This is a genomic window from Serratia sp. HRI (assembly GCF_010119335.3).
GTDB lineage: Bacteria > Pseudomonadota > Gammaproteobacteria > Enterobacterales > Enterobacteriaceae > Serratia > Serratia nevei.
Window position 1 is genome coordinate 1,780,501 of sequence record NZ_CP083690.1, and the last position, 24,848, is coordinate 1,805,348.

Genomic DNA, 24,848 nt, shown 5'->3' on the forward strand with positions numbered 1-24,848 from the left:
CGGAAAGACAGAGAGGTAAGTTATATGACATTGAACATTACCAGCAAACAAATGGATATCACTCCCGCAATCCGCAATCACGTCGAAGACCGTCTCACCAAACTGGAAAAATGGCAGACCCAGCTGATAAACCCGCATATCGTCTTATCCAAAGAACCGCAGGGGTTTGTCGCCGACGCTACCATTACCACGCCTAACGGCCCGCTGGTCGCCAGCGCCAAACATGACGACATGTACACCGCCGTTAATGAGCTGATCGCCAAGCTGGAACGCCAGCTTAACAAGGTGCAGCACAAAGGCGAAGCGCGCCGCTGCAATGCCAGCGTGAAAGACATCGTGCCGGAAGTCACGCAAGAGCAAGAATAACCGTCCGACAGCGATTGCCACATCAAACGCGCCCGAGGGCGCGTTTTTTGTCGGGTATTTTTGTTGACGGGGTAAAAGCCAGCGGTTACTTTAAAACCTGATCGCATTAACCTTAGGTAGACCATGCCACGCACACCGTTTTTCTTCGCATTCTTTTTTACCTTCCCCTGACTGGGAGGCGTTTCGTCGTGTGAGAAAGAATGCGAAGACGAACAACAAGGCCTCCTGGAAACAGGGGGCTTTTTTTATGGCTATTTAACAACGAATAAGAACTGAAGGCGGAAGCTGATTATGACTGACAACCCGTTATTGGTGCTGCGCGAGCGCATCAGCGCACTGGACTTGAAACTGTTGGCCCTGCTGGCGGAACGCCGTGAGCTGGCGATCGAAGTCGGCAGGACCAAGCTGCACTCTCACCGCCCGATCCGCGATAAAGAACGCGAGCGCGACCTGCTGGACGCGCTGATCGCCGCCGCCAAACCTTACGACCTGGACGGCTTCTACGTCACCCGCCTGTTCCAACTGATCATTGAAGACTCCGTTCTGACCCAGCAGGCGCTGCTGCAGCACCAGCTCAACCCCGTCAGCCAGCACTCCGCCCGCATCGCCTTCCTCGGCCCGAAAGGCTCTTACTCGCATCTGGCTGCGCGCCAATACGCTGCCCGCCACTTCGATCGGTTGATCGAATGCGGCTGCCAGAAGTTTCAGGATATCTTCGCCCAGGTGGAAACCGGCCAAGCGGACTACGCGATTCTGCCGATAGAGAACACCAGCTCCGGCTCGATTAACGAGGTGTACGATCTGCTGCAACACACCAGTCTGTCGATCGTCGGTGAACTGACCAACCCGATCAACCACTGCGTTCTGGTGGCCGGCGACAGCGATTTGAGCCAGATTGAAACCGTCTACAGCCACCCGCAGCCGTTCCAGCAGTGCAGCCAGTTCCTGAACCGCTTCCCGCACTGGAAAATCGAATACACCGAAAGCACCGCCGCCGCGATGGAGAAAGTCGCCAAGCTGAATTCACCGAAGGTAGCGGCGCTGGGCAGCGAAGCCGGCGGCGCACTGTACGGGCTGCAGGTGCTGGAACACAACCTCGCCAACCAGCAACAGAACATCACCCGCTTTATCGTCCTGGCGCGTAAAGCGATTGATGTCTCCGAACAGGTACCGGCCAAAACCACGCTGATCATGGCGACCGGCCAGCAATCCGGCGCACTGGTCGAAGCACTGCTGGTACTGCGCGACAACGGCATCATCATGACCAAGCTGGAGTCACGCCCGATCAACGGCAATCCGTGGGAAGAGATGTTTTATATCGATGTGCAGGCCAATCTGCGTGCCGACGCGATGCAAAAAGCGCTGCGCGATCTGGCACCAATCACCCGCTCGCTGAAGGTACTGGGCTGTTACCCGAGCGACACCGTGGTGCCGGTCAACCCATCCTGAAACCATAAAAAAAGGGTTCGGCCAAGCCGAACCCTTTACCTTTACGTTTACGTTTACCGCCCGCGTTTTACTGCCGGCTGTCGTTAGCCTGCCGCAACAGCGTGCGGCTCTCCACCAGGAAGCGCTGGGCGTAATCGCCGAACCAGTGCTCCACCTTGCGGAAACTGTCGATAAACGCCTGTTTGTCGCCATGCTCCAACAACTTTATCGCCTCGCCGAAGCGTTGGTAGTAACGCTTAATCAGCGCCACGTTTTCCTCCGACGACATAATGATGTCGGCGTACAGTTGCGGATCCTGCGCAAACAGGCGGCCAACCATCGCCAACTCCAGCCGGTAGATCGGCGAGGAGAGCGCCAGCAGCTGCTCCAATTGCACGTTCTCTTCCGCCAGGTGCAGCCCGTAGGCAAAGGTGGCGAAGTGCCGCAGCGCCTGAATAAACGCCATGTTCTGATCGTGTTCGACCGCGCTGATGCGATGCAGCCGTGCCCCCCACACCTGCAGTTGTTCAAGCAACCACTGGTAAGCCTCCGGCCGGCGGCCATCGCAGTAGACCACTACCTGCTTCGCCACACTGCCAACGTCCGGGCCGAACATCGGGTGCAGCCCCACCACCGGGCCGCTGTGCACCGCCAGCATCGCATGCAGCGGACGGTTCTTCACCGACGCCAAATCCACCAGAATACAGTCGTCGGGCAACGTTGGCAGGCGGCTTATCACCTGCTCTGTCACATGGATCGGCACGCTGACGATCACCATGCCGGCGTCGGCCAACAGCTGTTCCGCCTGCGGCCAATCTTCCTGATCCAATACCCTGACCTGATAACCCGACAGCGTCAGCAGACGGTTGAACAACCGGCCCATCTGGCCGTTGCCGCCGATGATGACGATCGGCCTCAGCTGCGGGCACAGGGTTTTAAAGCCTTTATCGTTCTCGCTGACGTATGATTCGCGCATCACGCGGCGCAAGACGTCCTCGATCAAATCCGGCGGCACCCCGAGGTTTTCCGCCTCCTGACGGCGCGAGGCCAGCATCGCCGCCTCGCGCTCCGGCACATAAACCGGTAAACCGTGGCGGCTTTTCACCTCCCCCACTTCCGCTACCAGATGCAGGCGTTTTGCCAGCAGATCCAGCAACGCTTTGTCCACCTCGTCGATTTGATCGCGCAGCGCGGTCAGTTCTGCCACCATAACTTACTTTTCTCCCGTGCGTGCCGTCAGCACAGCGCCGAGTTCCTGATGCATATGACGCAGCAGCGTTTCCGTGCTCTCCCAGTCGATGCAGGCGTCGGTGACGGACACACCGTAACGCATGTCTGCACGCGGCTGTTCGGAAGACTGATTGCCCTCATGCAGATGGCTCTCCAGCATAATGCCGGTGATCGAACGGTTGCCCGCTTTGATCTGCTCCACCACGGACTCGGCCACCGCCGGCTGACGGCGATAGTCTTTATTCGAGTTGCCATGGCTGCAATCTATCATCAAGGACGGATGGAGTCCCGCCTCGAGCATCTGTTTTTCACAGGCCGCAACGTGCTCGGCGCTGTAGTTCGGGGTTTTGCCGCCGCGCAGGATCACGTGCCCGTCCGGATTGCCCTGGGTCTGCAGCAGGCAAACCTGGCCCGCCTGGTTGATGCCGACGAAGCGGTGCGGCATAGCGGCGGCGCGCATGGCGTTGATGGCGGTACCCAGACTGCCGTCGGTGCCGTTTTTGAACCCGACCGGCATCGACAGGCCGGAAGCCATTTCGCGGTGGGTCTGCGATTCGGTGGTGCGCGCGCCGATCGCCGACCAGCTGAACAAGTCCCCCAGGTACTGCGGGCTGTTCGGATCCAACGCTTCGGTAGCCAACGGCAAGCCCATGCCCACCAGATCCAGCAACAGGCGACGCGCGATATGCAGGCCTGCTTCAACGTCAAACGAACCGTCCATGTACGGATCGTTGATTAAACCTTTCCAGCCGACAGTGGTTCTGGGTTTTTCAAAATAGACGCGCATAACGATATACAGCTGATCGCTCAAGTCAGCCGCCAGGATTTTCAAACGACGGGCGTAGTCCAGCGCCGCATCCGGATCGTGGATCGAACAAGGCCCGCACACCACCAACAGGCGATGATCGCGCCCCTGCAAAATGTTGGCGATGGTATTGCGCGCGGTGGCGATTTCATTTTCGTCGTCGGCGCTAAGCGGGAACTGATTCTTCAGCTCCTCCGGCGTGATGAGAACCTGTTCTGCACTGATGTGTACGTTATTGAGCGCGTCTTTTTGCATGATGCTATTCCTGTCGTTTGGCGTTATGCGTTGAAATGGAACATTGAGCGTTTCAGGGCTCTACCTTATCACGCAATGTAAAGTTTTCAATCCAATTTCCGTAAATAAAAAATTACCGTGCTTTTACTTATGAAAAAACATGTATAAAAACATCACAAAAACACAATTAAATACATTTAATTCAACGTCATAATCAAATGACAAGATCATCAAAACGTACCTATGCCCCCTGCCAATCAAAACTCAGGACGTAAACATATATGTACAATCGATTTTACAGGGAAGATAAACCGCCCGTCTCGGCACCCACGAACGGGCAGTAGCGGATACCGTCAGACTCAGCACGAAATGCCGCCGAAAGCGATGAATTTAAGTAGAAGAAAAGCGAATAAATGAGGAATAAAAATTAAAAACTTAAGCTAATGGCGGCTATTTTTGTCGCCGAAGTGAACCGATATAATGTGACCGTCATCAACAATAACCACCCTTAACAACTGGATCCAAGATGCTCTCTTCTCGCGCTCGTCGCGCTTTTCCGCTGTATATTTGCTGCTTAACGACTTTCACCAGTGTTTCAGCCCTTGCCGACAATACGCTTTTCACCGCGATGGACGATCCGGCCACCGCCAAGAAACCGTTCGAAGGCAACGTACAGGCGGGCTACAACGCCCAGTCCGGCAACTCGCAAAGCTCCACCCTGTTGGCCAACACCAACATGACCTGGTTCAATACCGACGCGGCATATAGCCTGTGGGGGGCAGCCAACAACACCACCTCCTCCAACGTGCGCTCGTCCGAAAAGTACCAGGCCGGTGGCCGTACGCGCTATAACCTGACCGATCGCAACTACCTGTTCGGCCAGGCCAGCTGGCTGAGCGACCGTTTCAACGGTTATGACTCGCGCTCTACGCTGACCGGCGGTTACGGCCGTCAACTCCTCAACGGGCCGCTCAGCGATCTGCGTGTGGAATTCGGTCCCGGCGTGCGCCATGACGAATACCACGGCGGCGGCCGCTCGACCAAAGGGCTGGCCTACGGTGCGGCCAACTATTCCTATCAGCTGACCGACAACACCAAGTTCATTCAGGGCGTTTCCGCGCTGGCGAACGAGGAAACCACGCTGAACTCGGAAAGCGCGTTGAACGTAGCGATCAACGATCGCTTCTCACTACGCGTAGCTTACACCGTGACCTATAACAGCAAGCCACCGGCCTCTGCGCCGAAGAACACCGATACCACCACCTCGGTCACGCTGGTCTACGGCCTGTAACCTCCCCCGCCCAGAATCTCTTGAAGCCCATCATCGATGGGCTTTTTTTATACCCGCCGCTCTCTCTTGCACAATCTGCTAAAAATATTCATCTCGCCCATTGACGACTTTAGCAAATAGCTTAATACTGTATGTATGAACAGTAGTTATTATCCAGCCTCGGGGCATGATGGATTTCGATAGCGAGTGGCCAACAACGCATCGATCCCCCCCAGCTCCGAGAGACTGTAAACAAAGTGAGCATAATCTATGGAGAAAATCACCTCATTCATCACCTACGTCATGGCGCTGTTTCTCGCCTGGCTCGGCAGGCTCTCTCCGCAGGACATTGCTTTTTTAGTCGGTGCGGCGGTAGGAATCGGCACGTTTCTGGTGAACTGGTACTACCGACGTAAAAGCCTGCAGATCTTGAAGGCTATTGAGCGTAATGCGGCATCACGGAGGAAAATTTACGATGAGTGCAATCGTTAAGCGCTGCAGCGTCGCCGCCGTTTTGGCCATCGCCGTGCTGTTACCGTCATTTGGCGAGCTGCAAACCTCAGAAGCCGGCCTCAGGCTGATCGCCGATCTCGAAGGTTGCCGCCTGTCGCTTTACCAGTGCAGCGCCGGAGTGTGGACACAGGGCATTGGACACACCGCCGGCGTCATCCCGGACCAGGCTATCGATGAGCGGCAAGCCGCTGTGGATTTGGTAGACGATGTTCGCCGCACCGAGCGTGGCATGGCTGCCTGCCTGCCGCAAACGCTCCCACAAGAAACCTATGACGCGGTGATCGCCTTCGCCTTCAACGTGGGCATCAGCGCCGCCTGCCACTCCACGCTGGTCACGCTGCTGCAGCAGCGCCAGTGGCAACAGGCTTGCGATCAGTTGCCACGTTGGGTTTACGTAAACGGAAAGAAAAACAAGGGGCTGGAACAGCGACGCGCCACGGAACGCGCACTGTGCTTGCAAGGCATTGCCTCATCATGACGGGCTCGCTCGCCTAAGTGATGATGCCACAACAATTTCACTTAATTTGTTCAAGGGAGGTTCTTATGATGCACTGTCCACTATGCGGTCATGTGGCCCACACTCGCTCCAGTCGCTATCTGAGCGAGTCGACCAAAGAGCGTTACCATCAATGCCGCAACATCAACTGCAGCTGCACGTTCGCCACGCACGAATCCGTGGCACGGGTGATCGTCAAGCCCGGCGATGACATTGTCCCGGCGCAGCCGCACCCGCTGGAGAATCAGCATAAACAAAGCGCTGCCGCGCTGTAATGCAAAAAGCCTGCTGATGCAGGCTTTTTAATGTCGCGACAACGTGGCCAAATCTCGCAAATGCAACGAAGCCGGATTTTCAGATAAAAAAAGGGGTTGGCATAGGCCAACCCCTGATAACTATTAACTTTTGGATGCAGCGTTAGTTAACGCGGTTCAGACGCTCTTTGATACGAGCAGCCTTACCAGTACGTTCACGCAGGTAGTACAGTTTAGCTTTACGAACGGCACCACGACGTTTAACAGTAATGCTGTCGATTACTGGGGAGTGAGTCTGGAATACGCGCTCAACACCTTCGCCGTTGGAAATCTTACGAACAGTGAATGCAGAGTGCAGACCGCGGTTACGGATAGCGATAACCACGCCCTCGAATGCCTGCAGACGTTTTTTGCTACCTTCAACGACCCATACCTTCACTTCCACGGAATCACCCGGACGGAATGCAGGTACGTCTTGTTTCATCTGCTCTTGTTCAAGTTGCTTAATAATGTTGCTCATAATATGTCTCTTACCCTAGGTAAACTGATATATCGGTCCCGTCTGATGTCAGACGTTTCCTTCATAGTCCTGTTGCCTGGCCTGATGTTCCCGTTGGAACTCAGCCAGCAACACCGCTTGCTCGTCAGTCAGAGCTAGGCTTTCTAGAAGTTCAGGTCTTCTAAGCCAGGTTCGGCCCAGCGACTGCTTTAAGCGCCAGCGACGTATCTCGGCATGGTTGCCCGACAGCAAAACCGGCGGTACTTCCATCCCTTCCAACACCTCTGGGCGGGTATAGTGCGGGCAGTCCAGCAATCCGTCGGCGAAGGAGTCTTCCTCCGCTGAGGCCTGATGGCCCAGCACACCCGGTATGAAACGGGCGACTGAATCAATCAGAGTCATCGCCGGCAGTTCCCCGCCGCTGAGAACGTAATCGCCGATTGACCATTCTTCGTCAATTTCGGTTTGGATTACGCGCTCGTCTATCCCTTCGTAACGGCCGCACACCAGAATCATCTTCTGATTGGCCGCCAGTTCGCACACGCCGGTTTGATCCAGCTTGCGCCCCTGAGGTGACAGATAAATCACCTTTGCTCCCTCGCCTGCCGCTGCTTTCGCCGCATGAATGGCTTCCCGTAAAGGTTGCACCATCATCAGCATTCCCGGGCCGCCGCCATAGGGGCGATCGTCCACGGTGCGATGCCGGTCGTAGGTGAAGTCGCGAGGACTCCAACACTGCACGCTCAGCAGGCCATTTTTTACTGCCCGGCCAGTCACCCCGTAATCGGTGATAGCGCGGAACATCTCAGGAAACAGGCTTACAATACCGATGAACACAAGCCAATCCCCTTACCGTTATTCCACTTGCTTCGACCGTTTGATCCGGGGGTCAAAAACCAGGATCCCAATCTGCCTCAATCACGCGGGCAGTGAGATCGACTTTCTTGATAACCTGCCCATGAAGAAACGGAATCAACCGCTCCTTCATGCCGAACGCATCTTTCAGGTTCGCTTTCACAACCATCACATCGTTCGAGCCGGTTTCCATCATATCGATGACTTTACCCAGCTCGTAGCCGGCGGTGGTGACTACCTGGCAGCCCATCAGGTCTTTCCAGTAGTAATCGTCACCCTCCAGCGGAGGAAGTTGCTCAGAATCCACCATAATCTCGCGATTAGTCAGCAGATTCGCCGCGTCCCGATCGTCAATGCCTTTGACCTTGATGATCAGATCCTGACTGTGGCGCTTCCAATCTTCCAACTCGATGTGCTGCCACTGACCCGCCTGCTGGATAAACCACGGCTGATAGTCAAAAATGCTTTCGGCGTTCTCGGTGGATGAAAACACTCTGAGCCAACCACGAATGCCGTAAGCGGACCCCATTTTACCGAGTACAATCGGCTGCTTAGGCGCTACCGGTTTGAGTTGCTTGCTCATTGCCACCACCGCGACAGATTAAGCTGCTTTCTTAGCGTCTTTGATCAGCGCGTGAACGCGATCAGAAACGGTTGCACCCAGACCAACCCAGTGCTCGATGCGGTCCAGGTCCAGACGCAGTGCTTCAGCCTGACCGGAAGCGATCGGGTTGAAGAAGCCTACGCGCTCGATGAAACGACCATCACGAGCGTTGCGGCTGTCGGTCACTACTACTTGATAGAACGGACGCTTTTTAGCGCCGCCACGAGCCAAACGAATTGTTACCATAACATCCTCTTTAGTTAATAAAACAGCCGGGCCCCATTGAGGGACGGGGCCCGGTTGCAATATAAAAAGCCCGAAAATTTTACTCATTTTGGCGCAAAAAGCAATCTAAAGCGTCGATCGCAGGGGACAACTTTTGCAGCCTGTCAAATTTCGGGCGGTTTTCACCGCGAACGGCGAATGCTGAAAGCGCCCGCACTCGGCGTGCGGGAGCCCGTCAGCGGCCTGGGAAGCCCGGCGGCATCATACCTTTCATGCCGCGCATCATCTTCGCCATACCGCCTTTCTTCATCTTCTTCATCATACGCTGCATTTCGTCGAACTGCTTCAGCAAGCGGTTGACGTCCTGCACCTGCATGCCGGCCCCCATCGCGATGCGGCGCTTGCGCGAGCCCTTGATGATTTCCGGTTTGGCGCGCTCTTTCAGCGTCATCGAGTTGATGATCGCCTCCATGCGCACCAGCACTTTATCGTCCATCTGCGACTTGACGTTGTCCGGCAGCTGGCCGGCGCCCGGCAGCTTGCTCAGCATGTTGGCCATGCCGCCCATGTTGCGCATCTGCTTGAGCTGCTCCAGGAAGTCGGTCAGATCGAAACCGTCGCCCTTCTTCAGCTTGTTGGCCAACTTCTCCGCCTGCTCGCGGTCGACCTTGCTTTCGATATCTTCGATCAGCGACAGCACGTCGCCCATGCCCAGGATGCGCGATGCCACGCGATCCGGGTAGAACGGCTCCAGCGCTTCGGTCTTCTCGCCCACGCCGAGGAATTTGATCGGCTTGCCGGTGATATGACGGATGGACAGCGCGGCACCGCCGCGCGCGTCGCCGTCGACCTTGGTCAGCACCACGCCGGTCAGCGGCAGCGCTTCGTTAAACGCCTTGGCGGTATTGGCGGCGTCCTGGCCGGTCATGGCGTCGACCACGAACAGGGTTTCCACCGGCTTGATCGCCGCGTGCACCTGTTTGATCTCGTCCATCATCGCTTCGTCAACGTGCAAACGGCCGGCGGTATCGACGATCAGTACGTCGTAGAATTTCAGCTTGGCCTGTTGCAGCGCGCGATTGACGATGTCGATCGGTTTTTCTTTGACGTCAGACGGGAAGAAATCGATGCCGACGCCTTCCGCCAGCGTTTCCAGCTGTTTGATCGCCGCCGGGCGATAAACGTCCGCGGAAACCACCAACACTTTCTTCTTCTGTTTTTCTTTCAGGAATTTGCCGAGTTTACCGACGCTGGTGGTTTTACCGGCACCCTGCAAGCCCGCCATCAGCACCACCGCCGGCGGCTGGGCCGCCAGATTCAGCTCGGTGTTGACTTCGCCCATCGCGGCGATCAGCTCGCCCTTGACGATCTTGACGAATTCCTGCCCCGGCGTCAGGCTCTTGTTGACTTCATGGCCGACCGCGCTCTCTTTGACGCGGTTGATGAAGTCGCGCACCACCGGCAGCGCAACGTCCGCTTCCAGCAATGCCATACGCACTTCACGCAGGGTTTCCTTGATATTCTCTTCGGTCAGCCGCCCGCGGCCGCTGATATTGCGCAACGTGCGCGACAATCGATCGGTTAAATTTTCAAACATCGTCTCATGCTCAACGTGTAATGACAGGCCGCTCCGGCGACACAATTGCGCCGATGATAACACGAAGCGCGGCGGATCTCTGCCTCAGCGTTGGAGATAGGTTGGAGTGAAACGCGCGCAACGTTATACTGACACTCCAATTAACCACGCCGAAGCAAAATTAAACGCTATGCCAGTTTTCTCCATTGTGGCTTTGATGGCCTACCTGCTCAGCCTTGGACTGATCATTCCCAGCTTGTTGCGGAAGAACAGCGCATACCGTCGGCTTGCCCTCGTCTCGGCGGTGGTGGCGCTGATTTGCCATGCCATCGCGCTGCAGCAGCGCATCTTTGACGTCAGCGCCGGGCAGAATCTCAGCCTGCTGAACATTGGCTCCATCGTCAGCCTGATCATCTGCTCGGTGATGACCTTCGTCGCCTCGCGCGACCGCGGCTGGTTCCTGCTGCCGATCGTCTACAGCTTCGCGATGATCAACCTGGCCTTCGCCAGCTTCATGCCCGGCGAGTTCATCACTCACCTGGAGGCCAGCCCGGAACTGATGGTGCATATCGGCTTGGCGCTGTTCTCTTACGCTACCCTGATCATCGCCGCGCTCTACGCCTTGCAGCTCGCCTGGCTCGACTACCTTCTGAAAAACAAGAAGTTGACCTTTAGCGCCGACATGCCGCCGCTGATGAGCATCGAGCGCAAGATGTTCCATATCACCCAGATCGGCGTGGTGCTGCTGACGCTCACCCTGTGCACCGGCCTGCTGTACATGGATAATCTGTTCAGCAAAGAGAACGTGCATAAAGCCGTGCTGTCGATCATGGCCTGGTTCGTGTATATCGTGCTGTTGTGGGGCCATTACCATGAAGGCTGGCGCGGCCGCCGCGTCGTCTGGTTCAGCTTCGCCGGCGCCTTCCTGCTGACGCTCGCCTACTTCGGCAGCCGTCTGATTCAGCAGGTGATGGTGCGCTAAGCCAGCCCGGTTCAATTCTCCCTCTCTATAAGGAATACTGCATTGGAGCATGTGTCGACGGGGACCCTCATCATTATCCTGGTGATCATGATCGTGGTCTCCGCTTACTTCTCCGCTTCCGAAACCGGCATGATGACGCTCAACCGTTATCGCCTGCGTCACCTGTCCAAACAGGGCAACCGCTCGGCGCGTCGGGTGGAGAAGCTGCTGCAAAAACCGGATCGGCTGATCGGGCTGGTGCTGATCGGCAACAACCTGGTCAACATCCTCGCCTCGGCGCTGGCGACCATCGTCGGCATGCGGCTGTATGGCGATCTCGGCGTGGCGATCGCGACCGGCATACTGACCTTCGCCGTGCTGTTGTTCGCCGAAGTGCTGCCAAAGACCTTCGCCGCCCTCTATCCGGAACGTATTGCCTTCCCCAGCAGCGTCCTGCTGGCGCCATTGCAAAAGGTGATGTTCCCGCTGGTCTGGCTGCTCAACGGTATCACCAGCCTGACCTTGCGCCTGTTCGGCATCCGCACCAACGTGCGCATCAGCGACGCCGTCAGCAAGGATGAGCTGCGCACTATCGTGCGCGAATCCCAGTCGCAAATCTCCCGCCGCAATCAGGACATGCTGATCTCGGTGCTGGACCTGGAAAAGGTGACGGTTAACGACATCATGGTGCCGCGCACCGAGATCGTCGGCATCGACGTCAACGACGACTGGAAGTCGATCATGCGCCAGCTGACCCACTCGCCGCACGGCCGCATCGTGCTGTATCGCAGCTCGCTGGACGACGCGATCGGCATGCTGCGCGTGCGGGAAGCCTACCGCCTGATGACCGAGAAAAAAGAGTTCAACAAAGAGAACCTGCTGCGCGCCGCCGATGAAATCTACTTCGTGCCGGAAGGCACGCCGCTCAACGTGCAGCTGGTGAAGTTCCAGCGCAACAAAGAGAAGGTCGGCATCGTGGTCGACGAGTACGGCGACATTCAGGGCCTGGTCACGGTAGAAGACATTCTCGAAGAGATCGTCGGCGACTTCACCACCTCAATGTCACCAACGCTGGCGGAAGAGGTCACGCCGCAGAGCGATGGCTCGGTCTTGATCGACGGTACCGCCAACGTGCGCGAGCTGAACAAAGCCTTTAACTGGACCCTGCCGGCCAGCGAGGCTCGCACCGTCAACGGTATGCTGCTCGAAGAGCTGGAAGAGATCCCTGAAACCGGCACCCGGGTGCGTATCGGCCACTACGATATCGACATTCTCGACGTGCAGGGCAACATGATCAAACAGGTGCGGGTCACGCCGATCACCTCGCTGCAGTCCAGCGTCGGCCACCACTGACCGCCGGCCTGAAAGTAAAAAAGACGCGAAATCGCGTCTTTTTTTTATCTCTGCGGGAAACTCGCGGCTAGATATGCAGTTCCTGCAGCTTCTCTTTCGGCAGCGCCAGCTCGTCGTTGTGGTTAACCACCACGTCGTTATCCAGGATGTGCTTGGCGATCTCCTGCGCTTCTTCCAGCGAGTGCATATGGTAAGTGCCGCACTGGTATTCGTTCAGCTCAGGGATTTTGCGCTGGTCGGTCACTTTCAGCACGTCGGCCATCGCCGCTTTCCACGCATCGGCTACGCGCTGCTCTTCCGGCACGCCGATCAGGCTCATGTAGAAACCGGTACGACAGCCCATCGGGGAGATGTCGATAATCTCCACGCCCTGGCCGTTCAGGTGGTCACGCATAAAGCCGGCGAACAGGTGCTCCAGCGTATGAATGCCGCGCTCGGGCATCACTTCCAGGTTCGGGCGGCAAAAGCGCAGATCAAACACCGTGATGGTATCGCCATGAGGCGTTTTCATGGTTTTCGCAACGCGGACAGCCGGAGCTGCCATACGGGTATGATCGACGGTAAAGCTATCCAGCAATGGCATTTCGCTACCTCCTCGTAAAAGAGCATTTATTTCGAAACTTTTTTTCCTAACCGGGAAACCTTTTCCAACCCTGCGAGTCTGAGTATGTGAAAGACGCGCATTTGTTATCATCATCCCTGTCATCAGAGATGCATATTTGGCCACATTGATGTGGCCTTTTTCTTTTTCAGCTTCCGCCATTTTGCTTCAGGAACGCTTCAAAGCTTAGCGTATCATTGGCTTCTATGTCGCGTTGGCGCTGCCACGAGGCTTCCCGCTCTTTATCCAGCTCGGCTTCGTTCAGGATTTCCAACGGCTCTTCCAGCAACATCTGACGATACTGCTCCGCCAGCTGCAACCCGACGCGCCCAGTGCCTTCCGCCTTCATCGCCTTCAGAATGCGCGCAGAGAAGGTCAACTCAGGATCGTCGAACGCGGCAACCAGCTCGTCGCACACCTGCTGGTATTGACGGTTGCCGGCTTCGCTGTCCAACACTTCCGCCACCCGACGCAGATCGGCGAACAGCGCCTTACCCACTTTTTCGAGCGGTTCATGGCTGGCGCCACAGCCGATGCCGATGGTCTGGCCCAGCTTGCGCCCTTCCAGAATCACCCGGTTCCAGTTCTTGCGCGTGCACAGCAGTTCATCGCTGCTCATCTCCGGCGCATCGGCCAGCGCGCACCACACCAGGAACAGATCCAGGAAACGCGCCTGCACCGCGTCCACGCCGATTGGCGAGAACGGGTTGATATCCAGCGAACGCACTTCGATGTATTCGATGCCGCCGCGCAGCAGCGCGTCAGACGGCGTCTCGCCGCTTTGGGTCACGCGCTTCGGCCGGATCGGCGCATACAGCTCGTTCTCGATTTGCAGCACGTTGCTATTCAGCTGCAGGTAGCGATCGCCCTCTTTCACGCCCAGCTTGGCGAACTCTTCGGAAGGCGTGGCTATCGCCCGCTTCAGACCGGCCACATAGCTGTGCAGATCGTTGAAGGTGATGCCCAAATTGCTCTGCGACTTGTTGGTGTAACCCAGGTCGCTCAGACGCAGCGAGGTGGCATACGGCAGGTAGCACATCCCCTGCTCGGTGCGCTCGAACGGCAGATTGGTCTCACGCCCCTTGAGGAACGAAGAACAAATGGCCGGCGATGCGCCGAACAGATACGGGATCACCCAACCGAAACGGTAATAGTTACGGATCAGGCGGAAATACCCCGCCGAGATCTGCTCTTTACCGCTTTCTGCGTCCTGCACGCCGGCCCAGGCCTGCCAAAACTCCAGCGGCAGCGAGAAGTTGTAGTGCACGCCGGAAATGGTCTGCATCAGCGCGCCGTAGCGATTCTTCAGCCCTTCGCGGTACAGCGTCTTCATGCGGCCGATGTTCGACGAACCAAACTGCGCCAGCTCGATATCCTGCTCGGCTTCGATAAAGCACGGCATGCTGAGCGGCCACATGCGCTCATCGCCGATATTGCGCGCCACGTAACGATGAATATCGCGCAGGAACGTCAGCAGGTGATCGATGTTGTCATCAACCGGCGTAATGAACTCTAACAGCGCTTCGGCGAAATCCGTGGTGATCCAGTGGTGCGTCAATGCCGCGCCCAGCTTTTCCGGATGCCCGGTGGTCGCCAAGGTGCCGTTCGGCGTGACCCGCAGCGTTTCACGCTCGATGCCGCGACGAATGCCTTTTAATGCCTGGGGATGGGCTTCCAACCAAGAAAGCGCCTGTGATACGTCCGGGATCAAATTGACCTCCCGCTTCTAAAAACAATAACTCGTAAGCATACTGAATCCGCACCCGAGAGAATATTGAGTTATATTCACTTGGTTACTGCCACCAGGCGATACCCTGTACCGTTATCATAGCCAAAACGATGTAACGCAGCGCCTTTCCGATACACAGAAACAGCGCGACAGAGCCCCAGGGCATGCGCAGCCAACCTGCCAACACGCACAACAAATCGCCCACCACCGGCACCCAGCTGAGCAGCAGCGCAGCCGGGCCGAAGCGTTGCAGCCACCCGAGCGCCGTTGCCAGCCCCCGCTGTGGTTTCAACGCCGGTAACAGGCGCCCGATAATGACATTGGTCAAGCCACCCAGCGTATTGCCCAGGGTCGCGGCCAGCACCAGCAACTCCGGCGAGACGCGACTCTGGGTCAGCAAGGCGACCAGAACGATTTCTGAATTTCCCGGCAGCAGCGTCGCACTGAGGAAGCTACTGCCAAATAACGATATTACGGCTAGCGTACTACTCACAGCGTACGGACGTCTACCACAGCCATACCGGCACTTTTCGCCGCCTGAATGCCGAAATCGGCGTCTTCAAACACCACGCATTTTTCCGGCGGCACGCCGATCAGTTCGGCACAGCGCAAGAAGGTGTCCGGCTCCGGTTTGTGGCGCTGCACGTCGTCCGCACCGACGAGCGCGTCGAAGCAGTTGAACAGGCCAAGATGACGCAGCAGCATTTCCGCCATGCGGTGCTCGCTGCCGGTACCGACCGCCATCGGACGGCGGCCATGATAGGACTTCACCACCTCGATCAGCGGCAATGGACGCACGCTGTCCAACAGCATCGCTTCCACCGCGCGGGTTTTCTCCGCGGCCAGGTGATGGGGATCGAGATCGGCCTGATGGCTGGCGATAATCGCCTGAGCGATGCGCCAGGTCGGTGAACCGCTCAGCGCCACCATGGCCGCTTCATCAAACGTCATGTCATAACGGGACAGCACTTCACGCCACGCTTTGCGATGCGTTGGCTCGGTGTCCAGAATCGTGCCGTCCATGTCGAAAATAAGACCCTGATAGCGGTCGTACATCGTTACTCCATGATCGTTGAGGAAAGAAAACTACTTTAGCGTAAAGCCGTTGGGTTGTCGCTGACTGCGTCATAACGGAATGTGCTGTGCCCGATCGGGCGCAAAGGAGGACAGGGGGGAAAGAATGGCTAAATGCTGAAAAGCGAAAAACCCGCCGAAGCGGGTTTCTCTTAGATGGTGCATCCGGGAGGATTCGAACCTCCGACCGCTCGGTTCGTAGCCGAGTACTCTATCCAGCTGAGCTACGGATGCATTACTGTTTTTACTGCTTGCCTGCTTCGCTAATGAAGCCAGACTTAAAGAATGGTGCATCCGGGAGGATTCGAACCTCCGACCGCTCGGTTCGTAGCCGAGTACTCTATCCAGCTGAGCTACGGATGCACAGTAATTCTTTGATACCCTATGGTACTTTGTTCCCAACTCTACCATACGGCTAATATGGTGCATCCGGGAGGATTCGAACCTCCGACCGCTCGGTTCGTAGCCGAGTACTCTATCCAGCTGAGCTACGGATGCAAATGGCGGTGAGGCGGGGATTCGAACCCCGGATGCAGCTTTTGACCGCATACTCCCTTAGCAGGGGAGCGCCTTCAGCCTCTCGGCCACCTCACCAAACGCTTCTTTCGAATTGTGCCTAACTTGCTTTAGAGAAGCTCATCGGCACTGCGTGGCGCACATATTACTTTCTCCGACTTTTAAGTCAAACAATTTTTCCCAACTCATGTGCGTTTGCACAATTCGCACCCAACATGGGCGATTTCACGGCAAAAAGGGCGTTTTATCAACAGGCAACCGCAGCGTCTGTAGCAACAAAGCAGAAAACTAACCGGGAAAATAATCACGAAAAAGAGAGGGGATAACGAAGGAAGTGGATAAAACGATGCAGTAGCGTCTCGTCTGGCAACGAGACGCTGCTTCGGAATCAGTAAGTCGTCTGCTGAGACTTCTCTGCCTGAATGCGCTGATAGATTTCTTCACGGTGAACCGAAACCTCTTTGGGGGCGTTCACACCAATACGCACCTGGTTGCCTTTTACCCCTAGCACAGTGACCGTAACCTCATCGCCAATCATGAGGGTTTCACCAACTCGACGAGTCAGAATTAACATTCTTTGCTCCTTGAAAGATTAAAAGAGTCGGGTCTCTCAGTTTCCCCGTCATTATCCATCATATGTGGTGAAAACGTAAGCCGCGCAGCCCACAATAAGTGTAAGCAGACTTGGTCCCACCTCAGATAATGGTAAGTTTAGCCGACCTGAAAAACTTTGTTCCCGCAATTGTAACTAAATTGTGTTAGCACAGTATGAAAACGCCATAATCAACAAAGTATTATGGCGTTTGCGCGTGCTATTTATTTATGTTCACAGCTTCGAGGCCACCCAGGCTTCTACGCTGTTTAACGCCGCTGGCAGGGCGTTGATATCCGTCCCCCCCGCCATCGCCATATCAGGGCGACCACCGCCCTTGCCGCCTACCTGCTGCGCCACGTTGCCGATCAACTCGCCGGCTTTCACGCGGTCAGTCAGATCCTTGGTCACGCCTGCAACCAGGCTGACTTTGTCATCAGCCGTCGTTGCCAACACGATGATGGCCGAACCCAATTGATTTTTCAGGTCATCCACCATGGTGCGCAGCATTTTGGCTTCGACATTGTCCAACTGGCTGACCAACAGCTTCACGCCGTTAACCATTTTTGCCTGGCTGGACAGCGACGCGCTTTCCTGCGCCGCCTGCTGATCTTTCAGCTGCTGCAGTTCTTTTTCCAGCGCGCGGGTGCGATCGAGCACCGAGCGCACTTTATCGGTCAGGGTATTGCTGTCGCCCTTAACCAGCTGCGCAACGTCTTGCAACAAATCGCTTTGCTGGTGCAGCGTGGCGATAGCGCCGGCGCCGGTCACCGCTTCAATACGACGGATGCCCGCCGCGGTGCCCGACTCGCTCAGAATGCGGAACAGGCCAATATCGCCGGTGCGGCTGGCATGAGTACCGCCACACAGCTCGGTGGAGAAATCGCCCATGGTCAGTACGCGCACGTTGTCATCGTACTTCTCGCCGAACAGCGCCATCGCGCCCTTCTCTTTGGCATCTTCCAACGCCATCAGCTCGGTCTGTACCGGCAGGTTACGACGCACCTGCTGGTTCACCAGATCTTCCACCGCGCGGATTTGCTCCGACTTCATCGCTTCGAAGTGCGAGAAGTCGAAACGCAGATATTTGTCGTTAACCAGCGAGCCTTTCTGCGCGACGTGGTCACCCAACGTTTGGCGCAGCGCGGCGTGCAGCAAGTGAGTCGCGGAGTGGTTCAGACGGATGCTGTTGCGGCGCTCAGCGTCGATCTGCGCATCCACGCGATCGTTCAGCTTCAGCGAGCCCTGCGCCAGTTTGCCCTGGTGGCCGATAGCCTGGCCGTATTTCTGGGTGTCGTTGACCACAAACTCTACGCCGGTGGCTTTCAGCACGCCTTTATCACCGACCTGGCCGCCGGATTCACCGTAGAACGGCGTCTCATCCAGCACCACCACCGCCTCTTCGCCGGCGTTGATCCGATCGACCGGCTGGCCGTCGCGGAACAGCGCGATGACAGTTGCCTGCTGCTCGTCGTGATCGTAACCGCTGAACTGGCTGCTGCCGTCCACGCGGATCAGGCTGTTGTAGTCGGCGCCGAAACCGCTGGATTCGCGCGCACGGCGGCGCTGCGCTTCCATCGCTTCTTCAAAGCCCGCTTCATCGACTTTCAGACCGCGCTCGCGGCAGACGTCAGCGGTCAGATCGACCGGGAAGCCGTAGGTATCGTACAGACGGAAAGCGGTTTCGCCGTCCAGGGTATCGCCCTGCAGCTTGGCCAGCTCTTCGTCCAACAGCGCCAGACCACGCTCCAGCGTGCGGGCAAACTGCTCCTCTTCGGTTTTCAGCACCTGCTCCACCAACGATTGCTGGCGTTTCAGTTCGTCGGCCGCCGGGCCCATCACTTCGATCAGTGGCGCCACCAGCTTGTAGAAGAAGGTGTCTTTCGCGCCCAGCATGTTGCCATGGCGGATCGCGCGACGAATGATGCGGCGCAGCACGTAGCCGCGGTTTTCGTTAGACGGGATCACGCCGTCCGACACCAGGAAGGCGCAAGAACGGATGTGGTCGGCGATAACGCGCAGGGATTTGTTGTCCAGATCGGTTGCACCGGTCACTTTTGCCACGGCGGCGATCAGGGTACGGAACAGATCGATTTCATAGTTGGAGTTCACATGCTGCAACACCGCCGCGATGCGCTCCAGGCCCATACCGGTATCCACCGAAGGTTTCGGCAGCGGCAGCATGGTGCCGTCGGACTGGCGGTTGAACTGCATGAAAACGATGTTCCAGATCTCGATGTAGCGGTCGCCGTCTTCTTCCGGGCTGCCAGGAGGGCCGCCCCAGATGTGATCGCCGTGATCGTAGAAAATCTCGGTGCACGGGCCGCATGGGCCGGTGTCGCCCATCTGCCAGAAGTTGTCGGAAGCGAAAGGCGCGCCCTTGTTGTCGCCGATGCGGATAATGCGCTCGGCCGGTACGCCGATTTGCTTCTGCCAGATGTCGAACGCTTCGTCATCGGTTTCATACACGGTGACCCACAGTCGCTCTTTCGGCAGGTTGAACCAGTTTTCACCGGTCAGCAGTTCCCACGCGTAGCTGATCGCGTCATGCTTGAAGTAATCGCCGAAGCTGAAGTTACCCAGCATTTCAAAGAAGGTGTGGTGACGGGCGGTATAGCCGACGTTTTCCAGATCATTGTGCTTGCCGCCTGCGCGCACGCAGCGCTGCGAGGTGGTGGCACGGGAATAGGCGCGTTTGTCCAGCCCCAGGAAAACATCCTTAAATTGGTTCATGCCGGCATTGGTAAACAGCAATGTCGGATCATTGTTAGGCACCAGGGAGCTACTCGCTACAACCTGGTGACCCTTACTATGAAAGAAATCGAGAAACGCTTGACGGATCTCAGCGGTGCTCTTGCTCATAATTTTCCTGGAAAGGCTAGAATAACGACACGTGAGCCGGTGACGCGTCATCCCGACGATGACAACCAGCTCACGAACAAAAAGTGGGGATAAGATAAATTTTCTTCAGAGGGAAGTAAAACCCCGTGTGCGCTCATTGCGCAAAATCACGGTAAATTGACTGAATTTCTTCCTGGAAGAAGCCGCGATAGAGCAGATAGCGCTGCACTTTGGCTTTCTCTTTCCAGTCGGTTGGCAACGCATCGCCAAATTTTCGCTGCGCCACCTGTTTCGCCTGTTCGCACCAGTCGATGTCGCATTCCGCCAGCGCGTCCTGCACCAGCGCTTTGTCGACGCCCTTTTGCATCAGTTCACTGCGGATGCGCTGCGCACCGTAACCTTTGCGGCTGCGGCTGCCGATGTAGCTGTGAGCGAAACGCTTATCGTCTAGCCAATTATGCTGGTAACAGTAGGTAATAACCTGCTCGATCAGCGCAGGATCCACCGGCTCTTCAGCCACCGGCGGTGATGCCGGCGCATGTGGCCCCTTGCCGCCAAAACGGGCTTTCGCCACAAACGGCTGCGCCGCAAGTTTGCGGCGCAGTTCAGCTTCACTATGATCGCGTTGCGACAGCAGGCGCATGGCGCGGCTTAGCAAGTCATTCATCATTCAAGCCTGAATTTATGGGATATGCGCCACACGAACGGCGGCGCATACCTTCAGCGATTAGAACTGCTCGCTGGTTTCCGCTTCGTCGTCTTCGAAGTCGTCACCGGAAGCGGCCACCAGCTCACCGCCGCTGTGCAGCAGCAGGTCACGCAGCTTCTTATCCAGCTCAGCGGCGATAGCCGGATTTTCTTTCAGGAAGTTACAGGCATTCGCCTTGCCCTGACCGATCTTCTCGCCGTTATAGCTGTACCAGGCGCCGGCTTTTTCGATCATCTTGTGCTTCACGCCCAGATCGACCAGCTCGCCACGGCTGTTGATGCCTTCGCCGTACATGATTTGGAACTCAGCCTGCTTGAACGGCGCAGCGATTTTGTTCTTCACCACTTTCACTCGGGTTTCGCTGCCCACCACTTCGTCGCCCTCTTTGATGGCGCCGATACGGCGGATATCCAGACGCACCGAAGCGTAGAACTTCAGGGCGTTACCGCCGGTCGTGGTTTCCGGGTTGCCGAACATCACACCAATTTTCATACGGATCTGGTTGATGAAGATCAGCAGGGTATTGGCGTTTTTCAGGTTGCCGGCCAGCTTACGCATCGCCTGGCTCATCATGCGTGCCGCCAGGCCCATGTGCGAATCGCCGATTTCACCTTCGATTTCCGCCTTCGGCGTCAGCGCCGCCACGGAGTCGACGATGATGACGTCAACCGCGCCGGAGCGGGTCAACGCATCACAGATTTCCAGCGCCTGCTCGCCGGTGTCCGGCTGGGAGCACAGCAGGTTGTCGATATCGACGCCCAGCTTTTTCGCATAGATAGGATCCAGCGCGTGCTCGGCATCGATGAACGCACAGGTTTTGCCTTCGCGCTGCGCAGCGGCGATCACCTGCAGCGTCAGGGTGGTTTTACCAGAGGATTCCGGGCCGTAGATTTCAACGATGCGGCCCATCGGCAGGCCGCCGGCGCCCAAAGCGATATCGAGTGACAGTGAGCCGGTGGAGATCGTTTCCACGTCCATGGAGCGGTCTTCACCCAGGCGCATGATGGAGCCTTTGCCGAACTGTTTCTCAATCTGGCCCAGTGCCGCAGCTAACGCCTTTTGCTTGTTCTCATCAATAGCCATTTTTGCTCCTTCGTTTCGCAATGCCGGTGTTACCCCACACTGCCACTGAATGTATGTTGTGCAGGAAATGTCACTAATTATACTGTATAGTCATACAGTATCAAGCCTAATTTACAAAAATTCGTCGATGGCGGTTTGCAGCGCGAAAATCGTCGCCTGCAGCCGCACCGCGTCGCGGTCGCCCTCGAATTGCATCATGCGCGACAGCCCCCGGCCATCGCTGCCGGCGAAGCCGAACCACACGGTACCGACCGGCTTTTCCGCGCTGCCGCCATCCGGGCCGGCGATGCCGCTCACCGATAGCGCCAGATCGGCCTGCGCCGCCCGCAGCGCCCCTATCGCCATCTCGCGCACCACCTCTTCGCTGACCGCGCCGTGCGCCGCCAACGTGGCTTCGCTCACCCCTAACAGGTCATGCTTCGCCGCATTGCTGTAGGTGACGAAACCGCGATCGAAATAGGCGGAGCTGCCGGCGATATCGGTAATGGCCTTGGCGATACCGCCGCCGGTGCAGGATTCCGCGCAGGTGATCCAGCGGCCCTGAGCCTTCAGTTTTTCCCCCACCAGCACGCTGAGCCGGCGCAGTTGGTTTTCACTCATAACCTCTCCCTCGCGAATTCAGGTATATGCGCCCGATAGTAGCATTTATCAAGGCGATGCGACGGCCGACGCGTGGAAATGCGCAGCGCCTCGCAGGAGATGCGGTTTTAAGCGCCCGGCCAAGCTGCTAGTATCAAAAGAAGCGCCCCAGCGAGCGGCGGCGCACCAGCACAAGGAACATCACGGAGGCGGCACGCTGCGGCGGCGGCCTCAGGGCGCACCAGAAGAGATTAGGATGATAGCGTGAAAAAAACGTTGGGCGTATTCTTGCCGTTGTACACCACCACCCTGCTGCTGCTGTTGGGCTCGGGACTGCTCACCACCTACGTCTCACTGCGGCTGGCCTCCATCCACGTCAGCAGCGCGCTGATCGGCGCCATCATCGCCGCCAACTACATCGGGTTGGTGATCGGTGGCAAGGTCGGCCACTTTCTGATCGCCCGCGTCGGGCATATCCGCGCCTACGTGGCCTGCGCCGGCATCATTACCGCTGCGGTGCTGGGGCACGGCCTGACGGAGTTCATTCCCGCCTGGGTCGCCCTGCGCCTGGTGATCGGGCTGTGCATGATGTGTCAGTACATGGTGCTGGAAAGCTGGCTGAACGACCAGGCGGAATCCAACCAGCGCGGCATGGTGTTCGGCTTCTATATGGCGGCGACCTATCTCGGCATGTCGCTGGGCCAGATCGTGCTGATGCTGCAAAGCAACCTGGGCATCACCACGCTGCTGGTGATCGCGCTGTGCTTCGCGCTCTGTCTGGTGCCCATCGCCCTCACCACCCGCACCAATGCGCGCCACATGTCGCCGGCGCCGATGGAGCTGCGCTACTTTGTCGGCGCCATTCCCAAAGTGCTGGCCACCACGTTGGTGATCGGCATGGTGGTGGGCTCGTTTTACGGCCTGGCGCCGGTCTACGCCAGCCTGCAGTCCTTAACCACTCAGCAAACCGGCCTGTTCATGGCGCTGGCCATCTTCGCCGGACTGGTGGCGCAGTTCCCACTCAGCTGGCTGTCGGATCGCTATAGCCGCCCGTTGCTGATGCGACTCAACGCTATTTTCCTGATCGTGGCGGCGCTGCCGCTGGCGCTGCTGCCGCACATCGATTTCCCGCTGCTGCTGGCGGTGGGATTCGTCGTCAGCATGCTGCAGTTTACGCTCTACCCATTGGTAGTGGCGCTGGCCAACGATCTGATTGAGCCGGAGCGCCGCGTATCGCTGGCCGCCTGCCTGCTGATGGCGTTCGGCGTCGGCGCCAGCATCGGGCCCTTGGCGGTCGGCGCGCTGATCGAGCCGCTTGGCGGTAATATCCTGTACGCCTTCTTCGCCCTGTGCGGCGTGCTGCTGGCGGCCCTCAGCCGCACGGCGAAAGCGGAGGAACCTCAGCTGGCGCAGGACGCACCGGTGCCGCATATTCCGCTGCCGGACAGCCTCACCAGTTCGCCGCTGTCGCCGGCGCTCAATCCGACCTTCGATGAGCAGATCATTCACGACACCATGCCGCCGCCGGAAGCGGCGCCCGATGTCGACGAGCCGCAGCCCGAGGAACAGGAGGCAGAGCCCCTGCCTCAGGGGGCCGATCCGCAAGAGGATACCGGCCTGAAAAAGGCGCACGCCATGCTGTAAACGGCGGCGCTACAGATCCTGGAAGGAGCCCAGCATAAAACCGCGTTCGGCGATCGCCGCTTTCAGCGTCGGTGCGGTCAACACATCCAGCTCGACGAGGCGCGGATGACAGTATTTGCTCTGCAGGATCGTCGCGTCGAGGAATGCCGGGTGGCACATCATTTCCAATGACTCGGCGCCCTGCTCGTCGGCACGCGTCAACCGCTGCAGGAACAAGGCTTCGGAAATCATTTCACCGTAGAATCCCGCGTCAAACACGTCGGTACTGCAGGGCGTCTGCAAGGTAATATCGCGCCGTTTCGCCTCTTCGCGATCGAGGCGCAGCGGCAGACCCTGTGCCTGGGCAAACGCCTCCACCAGCGGGTAAATCTGCGGCTGCATATGCACATGGTGGTGGCTGTCGATGTGCGTCGGCGGCCTGCCGAACAGCGTCACAAACCGCGCGAACTGGCGCTGCAGTTCCTCCTGAATCTCGTCCAGCTGCAGCTCGCCGGCCTCGGCGCGGCACCACAGCCATTTACCCAGTTCGCCATGCTCGTTGACCAGCGAAGGCATGGCGCCCAGCGGCCTGCCATGGGTCAAAACGAAATGCAGCCCGATCGGCAGCCCCGGATATTGCCGGCTGAGCGCCGCCGCGTGCTGGGCGCCGCCGCCGTTCACCATTGCCGTGGTAGAAGAAACCACGCCATGCTGATACGCCTCGATGACGCCGTAGTTTTGCCCCTTGCTCAGGCCGAAGTCATCGGCATTCACGATCAGTAGTTTTTCCATAGTGGCTCCCGCGAGATGGATTTTTGGCAAGGGAAGCCCG

Annotated in this window: 28 protein-coding genes, 4 tRNA genes and 1 other annotated feature; of the genes, 11 read left to right on the forward strand and 21 right to left on the reverse strand. The window is 57.6% G+C overall.

Annotated features, from left to right (window positions below; all coding sequences use genetic code 11):
- The first annotated feature begins 24 nt into the window (after nt 1–24).
- From raiA to pheA, 3 genes are all read left to right on the forward strand, one after another.
- Nucleotides 25–366 carry a ribosome-associated translation inhibitor RaiA gene (raiA, locus tag GF111_RS08715; RefSeq protein ID WP_004932457.1) on the forward strand — a complete coding sequence of 114 codons (342 nt, stop codon included), beginning with the start codon at nt 25–27 and terminating at the stop codon, nt 364–366.
- Between the two features lie 122 nt (nt 367–488).
- Nucleotides 489–615 (forward strand) — a sequence feature (Phe leader region).
- Nucleotides 490–537: a hypothetical protein gene (locus tag GF111_RS08720; RefSeq protein WP_101428074.1), complete on the forward strand. Its 48-nt coding sequence runs from the start codon at nt 490–492 to the stop codon at nt 535–537. It overlaps the preceding feature by 48 nt.
- Before the next feature lie 42 nt (nt 616–657).
- Complete coding sequence (gene pheA, locus GF111_RS08725; RefSeq protein ID WP_055317374.1) at nt 658–1,815, forward strand: bifunctional chorismate mutase/prephenate dehydratase; 1,158 nt, start codon at nt 658–660, stop codon at nt 1,813–1,815.
- A gap of 67 nt (nt 1,816–1,882) precedes the next feature.
- Here the strand turns inward: pheA and tyrA are convergent, their stop codons facing one another.
- Both tyrA and GF111_RS08735 read right to left on the reverse strand, forming a co-directional pair.
- The gene (gene tyrA, locus GF111_RS08730) at nt 1,883–3,004 is read right to left on the reverse strand and encodes a bifunctional chorismate mutase/prephenate dehydrogenase (protein WP_038871798.1); all 1,122 of its coding nucleotides are present in this window, start codon (nt 3,002–3,004) and stop codon (nt 1,883–1,885) included.
- 3 nt (nt 3,005–3,007) lie between these two features.
- Nucleotides 3,008–4,084: a 3-deoxy-7-phosphoheptulonate synthase gene (locus GF111_RS08735; protein WP_055312566.1), complete on the reverse strand. Its 1,077-nt coding sequence runs from the start codon at nt 4,082–4,084 to the stop codon at nt 3,008–3,010.
- 505 nt (nt 4,085–4,589) lie between these two features.
- Between GF111_RS08735 and GF111_RS08740 the strand changes: the two genes are divergently transcribed.
- The 4 genes from GF111_RS08740 to GF111_RS08755 all read left to right on the forward strand — a co-directional run bounded on the left by GF111_RS08740 (nt 4,590) and on the right by GF111_RS08755 (nt 6,617).
- Nucleotides 4,590–5,354: a YdiY family protein gene (locus tag GF111_RS08740; RefSeq protein WP_047728881.1), complete on the forward strand. Its 765-nt coding sequence runs from the start codon at nt 4,590–4,592 to the stop codon at nt 5,352–5,354.
- A gap of 249 nt (nt 5,355–5,603) precedes the next feature.
- Nucleotides 5,604–5,825: a holin gene (locus GF111_RS08745; RefSeq protein WP_055312567.1), complete on the forward strand. Its 222-nt coding sequence runs from the start codon at nt 5,604–5,606 to the stop codon at nt 5,823–5,825.
- Complete coding sequence (locus GF111_RS08750; RefSeq protein WP_055312568.1) at nt 5,809–6,324, forward strand: lysozyme; 516 nt, start codon at nt 5,809–5,811, stop codon at nt 6,322–6,324. Before GF111_RS08745 ends, GF111_RS08750 begins: the two co-directional genes overlap by 17 nt.
- A 65-nt stretch (nt 6,325–6,389) precedes the next feature.
- Nucleotides 6,390–6,617, forward strand: coding sequence for an ogr/Delta-like zinc finger family protein (locus tag GF111_RS08755; RefSeq protein WP_080491338.1), 228 nt, complete (start codon nt 6,390–6,392; stop codon nt 6,615–6,617).
- A gap of 142 nt (nt 6,618–6,759) precedes the next feature.
- Here GF111_RS08755 and rplS read toward each other — a convergent pair whose 3' ends face one another.
- The 5 genes from rplS to ffh all read right to left on the reverse strand — a co-directional run bounded on the left by rplS (nt 6,760) and on the right by ffh (nt 10,376).
- Complete coding sequence (gene rplS, locus GF111_RS08760; RefSeq protein ID WP_015376707.1) at nt 6,760–7,116, reverse strand: 50S ribosomal protein L19; 357 nt, start codon at nt 7,114–7,116, stop codon at nt 6,760–6,762.
- Between the two features lie 48 nt (nt 7,117–7,164).
- Nucleotides 7,165–7,932 (reverse strand): tRNA (guanosine(37)-N1)-methyltransferase TrmD, encoded by a 768-nt coding sequence (trmD, locus tag GF111_RS08765; RefSeq protein WP_004932485.1) that lies wholly within the window; start codon nt 7,930–7,932, stop codon nt 7,165–7,167.
- Nucleotides 7,933–7,984: 52 nt separating this feature from the next.
- Nucleotides 7,985–8,533 (reverse strand): ribosome maturation factor RimM, encoded by a 549-nt coding sequence (gene rimM, locus GF111_RS08770; RefSeq protein WP_019455135.1) that lies wholly within the window; start codon nt 8,531–8,533, stop codon nt 7,985–7,987.
- Between the two features lie 18 nt (nt 8,534–8,551).
- Nucleotides 8,552–8,800, reverse strand: coding sequence for a 30S ribosomal protein S16 (gene rpsP, locus GF111_RS08775; protein ID WP_004932501.1), 249 nt, complete (start codon nt 8,798–8,800; stop codon nt 8,552–8,554).
- Between the two features lie 214 nt (nt 8,801–9,014).
- Nucleotides 9,015–10,376 carry a signal recognition particle protein gene (ffh, locus tag GF111_RS08780; RefSeq protein WP_004932504.1) on the reverse strand — a complete coding sequence of 454 codons (1,362 nt, stop codon included), beginning with the start codon at nt 10,374–10,376 and terminating at the stop codon, nt 9,015–9,017.
- Between the two features lie 169 nt (nt 10,377–10,545).
- Between ffh and GF111_RS08785 the strand changes: the two genes are divergently transcribed.
- Both GF111_RS08785 and GF111_RS08790 read left to right on the forward strand, forming a co-directional pair.
- Nucleotides 10,546–11,337 (forward strand): inner membrane protein YpjD, encoded by a 792-nt coding sequence (locus tag GF111_RS08785; protein ID WP_004932506.1) that lies wholly within the window; start codon nt 10,546–10,548, stop codon nt 11,335–11,337.
- 42 nt (nt 11,338–11,379) lie between these two features.
- Nucleotides 11,380–12,669, forward strand: a complete 1,290-nt coding sequence (locus tag GF111_RS08790) for an HlyC/CorC family transporter (RefSeq protein WP_038871814.1) — start codon at nt 11,380–11,382, stop codon at nt 12,667–12,669.
- 67 nt (nt 12,670–12,736) lie between these two features.
- On the opposite strand, the gene luxS is transcribed toward GF111_RS08790, so the two are convergent.
- The 10 genes from luxS to alaS all read right to left on the reverse strand — a co-directional run bounded on the left by luxS (nt 12,737) and on the right by alaS (nt 20,043).
- Nucleotides 12,737–13,252 carry an S-ribosylhomocysteine lyase gene (gene luxS, locus GF111_RS08795; protein ID WP_019455133.1) on the reverse strand — a complete coding sequence of 172 codons (516 nt, stop codon included), beginning with the start codon at nt 13,250–13,252 and terminating at the stop codon, nt 12,737–12,739.
- Between the two features lie 166 nt (nt 13,253–13,418).
- Nucleotides 13,419–14,981 (reverse strand): glutamate--cysteine ligase, encoded by a 1,563-nt coding sequence (gene gshA / locus GF111_RS08800; RefSeq protein ID WP_147190192.1) that lies wholly within the window; start codon nt 14,979–14,981, stop codon nt 13,419–13,421.
- A gap of 82 nt (nt 14,982–15,063) precedes the next feature.
- The gene (locus GF111_RS08805; RefSeq protein WP_004932520.1) at nt 15,064–15,492 is read right to left on the reverse strand and encodes a YqaA family protein; all 429 of its coding nucleotides are present in this window, start codon (nt 15,490–15,492) and stop codon (nt 15,064–15,066) included.
- Nucleotides 15,489–16,055, reverse strand: a complete 567-nt coding sequence (gene yqaB, locus GF111_RS08810; protein ID WP_055312571.1) for a fructose-1-phosphate/6-phosphogluconate phosphatase — start codon at nt 16,053–16,055, stop codon at nt 15,489–15,491. Before yqaB ends, GF111_RS08805 begins: the two co-directional genes overlap by 4 nt.
- A gap of 175 nt (nt 16,056–16,230) precedes the next feature.
- Nucleotides 16,231–16,307, reverse strand: a tRNA-Arg gene (locus GF111_RS08815).
- 52 nt (nt 16,308–16,359) lie between these two features.
- Nucleotides 16,360–16,436, reverse strand: a tRNA-Arg gene (locus GF111_RS08820).
- 58 nt (nt 16,437–16,494) lie between these two features.
- Nucleotides 16,495–16,571, reverse strand: a tRNA-Arg gene (locus GF111_RS08825).
- Between the two features lie 3 nt (nt 16,572–16,574).
- Nucleotides 16,575–16,667, reverse strand: a tRNA-Ser gene (locus GF111_RS08830).
- Nucleotides 16,668–16,977: 310 nt separating this feature from the next.
- Nucleotides 16,978–17,163, reverse strand: coding sequence for a carbon storage regulator CsrA (gene csrA, locus GF111_RS08835; protein ID WP_004091602.1), 186 nt, complete (start codon nt 17,161–17,163; stop codon nt 16,978–16,980).
- Between the two features lie 252 nt (nt 17,164–17,415).
- Nucleotides 17,416–20,043 carry an alanine--tRNA ligase gene (alaS, locus tag GF111_RS08840; protein WP_147190194.1) on the reverse strand — a complete coding sequence of 876 codons (2,628 nt, stop codon included), beginning with the start codon at nt 20,041–20,043 and terminating at the stop codon, nt 17,416–17,418.
- Between alaS and GF111_RS08845 the strand changes: the two genes are divergently transcribed.
- On the forward strand, nt 19,993–20,136 hold the full coding sequence (locus GF111_RS08845) for a hypothetical protein (protein ID WP_162091232.1): 144 nt from the start codon (nt 19,993–19,995) through the stop codon (nt 20,134–20,136). The genes alaS and GF111_RS08845 overlap by 51 nt on opposite strands.
- 40 nt (nt 20,137–20,176) lie before the next feature.
- Here GF111_RS08845 and recX read toward each other — a convergent pair whose 3' ends face one another.
- The 3 genes from recX to pncC form a co-directional block, all read right to left on the reverse strand.
- Nucleotides 20,177–20,689, reverse strand: a complete 513-nt coding sequence (gene recX, locus GF111_RS08850; RefSeq protein ID WP_055312572.1) for a recombination regulator RecX — start codon at nt 20,687–20,689, stop codon at nt 20,177–20,179.
- A gap of 60 nt (nt 20,690–20,749) precedes the next feature.
- Nucleotides 20,750–21,814 carry a recombinase RecA gene (gene recA, locus GF111_RS08855; protein ID WP_004932541.1) on the reverse strand — a complete coding sequence of 355 codons (1,065 nt, stop codon included), beginning with the start codon at nt 21,812–21,814 and terminating at the stop codon, nt 20,750–20,752.
- Nucleotides 21,815–21,925: 111 nt separating this feature from the next.
- A complete protein-coding gene (gene pncC, locus GF111_RS08860; RefSeq protein ID WP_047728887.1) occupies nt 21,926–22,414 on the reverse strand; it encodes a nicotinamide-nucleotide amidase in 489 nt (162 codons plus the stop codon).
- Nucleotides 22,415–22,657: 243 nt separating this feature from the next.
- Here pncC and GF111_RS08865 point away from each other — a divergent pair, with 243 nt between their 5' ends.
- Complete coding sequence (locus GF111_RS08865; protein ID WP_038871834.1) at nt 22,658–24,037, forward strand: MFS transporter; 1,380 nt, start codon at nt 22,658–22,660, stop codon at nt 24,035–24,037.
- A gap of 9 nt (nt 24,038–24,046) precedes the next feature.
- On the opposite strand, the gene chbG is transcribed toward GF111_RS08865, so the two are convergent.
- On the reverse strand, nt 24,047–24,808 hold the full coding sequence (gene chbG / locus GF111_RS08870; RefSeq protein ID WP_055313020.1) for a chitin disaccharide deacetylase: 762 nt from the start codon (nt 24,806–24,808) through the stop codon (nt 24,047–24,049).
- Nucleotides 24,809–24,848 lie beyond the last annotated feature (40 nt).

Coding starts and splice junctions, on each gene's coding strand:
- raiA (WP_004932457.1), top strand. CDS start 25: ATGACATTGAACATTACCAGCAAACAAATGGATATCACTCCCGCAATC.
- pheA (WP_055317374.1), top strand. CDS start 658: ATGACTGACAACCCGTTATTGGTGCTGCGCGAGCGCATCAGCGCACTG.
- tyrA (WP_038871798.1), bottom strand. CDS start 3,004: ATGGTGGCAGAACTGACCGCGCTGCGCGATCAAATCGACGAGGTGGAC.
- GF111_RS08735 (WP_055312566.1), bottom strand. CDS start 4,084: ATGCAAAAAGACGCGCTCAATAACGTACACATCAGTGCAGAACAGGTT.
- GF111_RS08740 (WP_047728881.1), top strand. CDS start 4,590: ATGCTCTCTTCTCGCGCTCGTCGCGCTTTTCCGCTGTATATTTGCTGC.
- GF111_RS08745 (WP_055312567.1), top strand. CDS start 5,604: ATGGAGAAAATCACCTCATTCATCACCTACGTCATGGCGCTGTTTCTC.
- GF111_RS08750 (WP_055312568.1), top strand. CDS start 5,809: ATGAGTGCAATCGTTAAGCGCTGCAGCGTCGCCGCCGTTTTGGCCATC.
- GF111_RS08755 (WP_080491338.1), top strand. CDS start 6,390: ATGATGCACTGTCCACTATGCGGTCATGTGGCCCACACTCGCTCCAGT.
- rplS (WP_015376707.1), bottom strand. CDS start 7,116: ATGAGCAACATTATTAAGCAACTTGAACAAGAGCAGATGAAACAAGAC.
- rimM (WP_019455135.1), bottom strand. CDS start 8,533: ATGAGCAAGCAACTCAAACCGGTAGCGCCTAAGCAGCCGATTGTACTC.
- rpsP (WP_004932501.1), bottom strand. CDS start 8,800: ATGGTAACAATTCGTTTGGCTCGTGGCGGCGCTAAAAAGCGTCCGTTC.
- ffh (WP_004932504.1), bottom strand. CDS start 10,376: ATGTTTGAAAATTTAACCGATCGATTGTCGCGCACGTTGCGCAATATC.
- GF111_RS08785 (WP_004932506.1), top strand. CDS start 10,546: ATGCCAGTTTTCTCCATTGTGGCTTTGATGGCCTACCTGCTCAGCCTT.
- luxS (WP_019455133.1), bottom strand. CDS start 13,252: ATGCCATTGCTGGATAGCTTTACCGTCGATCATACCCGTATGGCAGCT.
- yqaB (WP_055312571.1), bottom strand. CDS start 16,055: ATGTACGACCGCTATCAGGGTCTTATTTTCGACATGGACGGCACGATT.
- csrA (WP_004091602.1), bottom strand. CDS start 17,163: ATGTTAATTCTGACTCGTCGAGTTGGTGAAACCCTCATGATTGGCGAT.
- GF111_RS08845 (WP_162091232.1), top strand. CDS start 19,993: ATGAAAGAAATCGAGAAACGCTTGACGGATCTCAGCGGTGCTCTTGCT.
- alaS (WP_147190194.1), bottom strand. CDS start 20,043: ATGAGCAAGAGCACCGCTGAGATCCGTCAAGCGTTTCTCGATTTCTTT.
- recX (WP_055312572.1), bottom strand. CDS start 20,689: ATGAATGACTTGCTAAGCCGCGCCATGCGCCTGCTGTCGCAACGCGAT.
- recA (WP_004932541.1), bottom strand. CDS start 21,814: ATGGCTATTGATGAGAACAAGCAAAAGGCGTTAGCTGCGGCACTGGGC.
- pncC (WP_047728887.1), bottom strand. CDS start 22,414: ATGAGTGAAAACCAACTGCGCCGGCTCAGCGTGCTGGTGGGGGAAAAA.
- chbG (WP_055313020.1), bottom strand. CDS start 24,808: ATGGAAAAACTACTGATCGTGAATGCCGATGACTTCGGCCTGAGCAAG.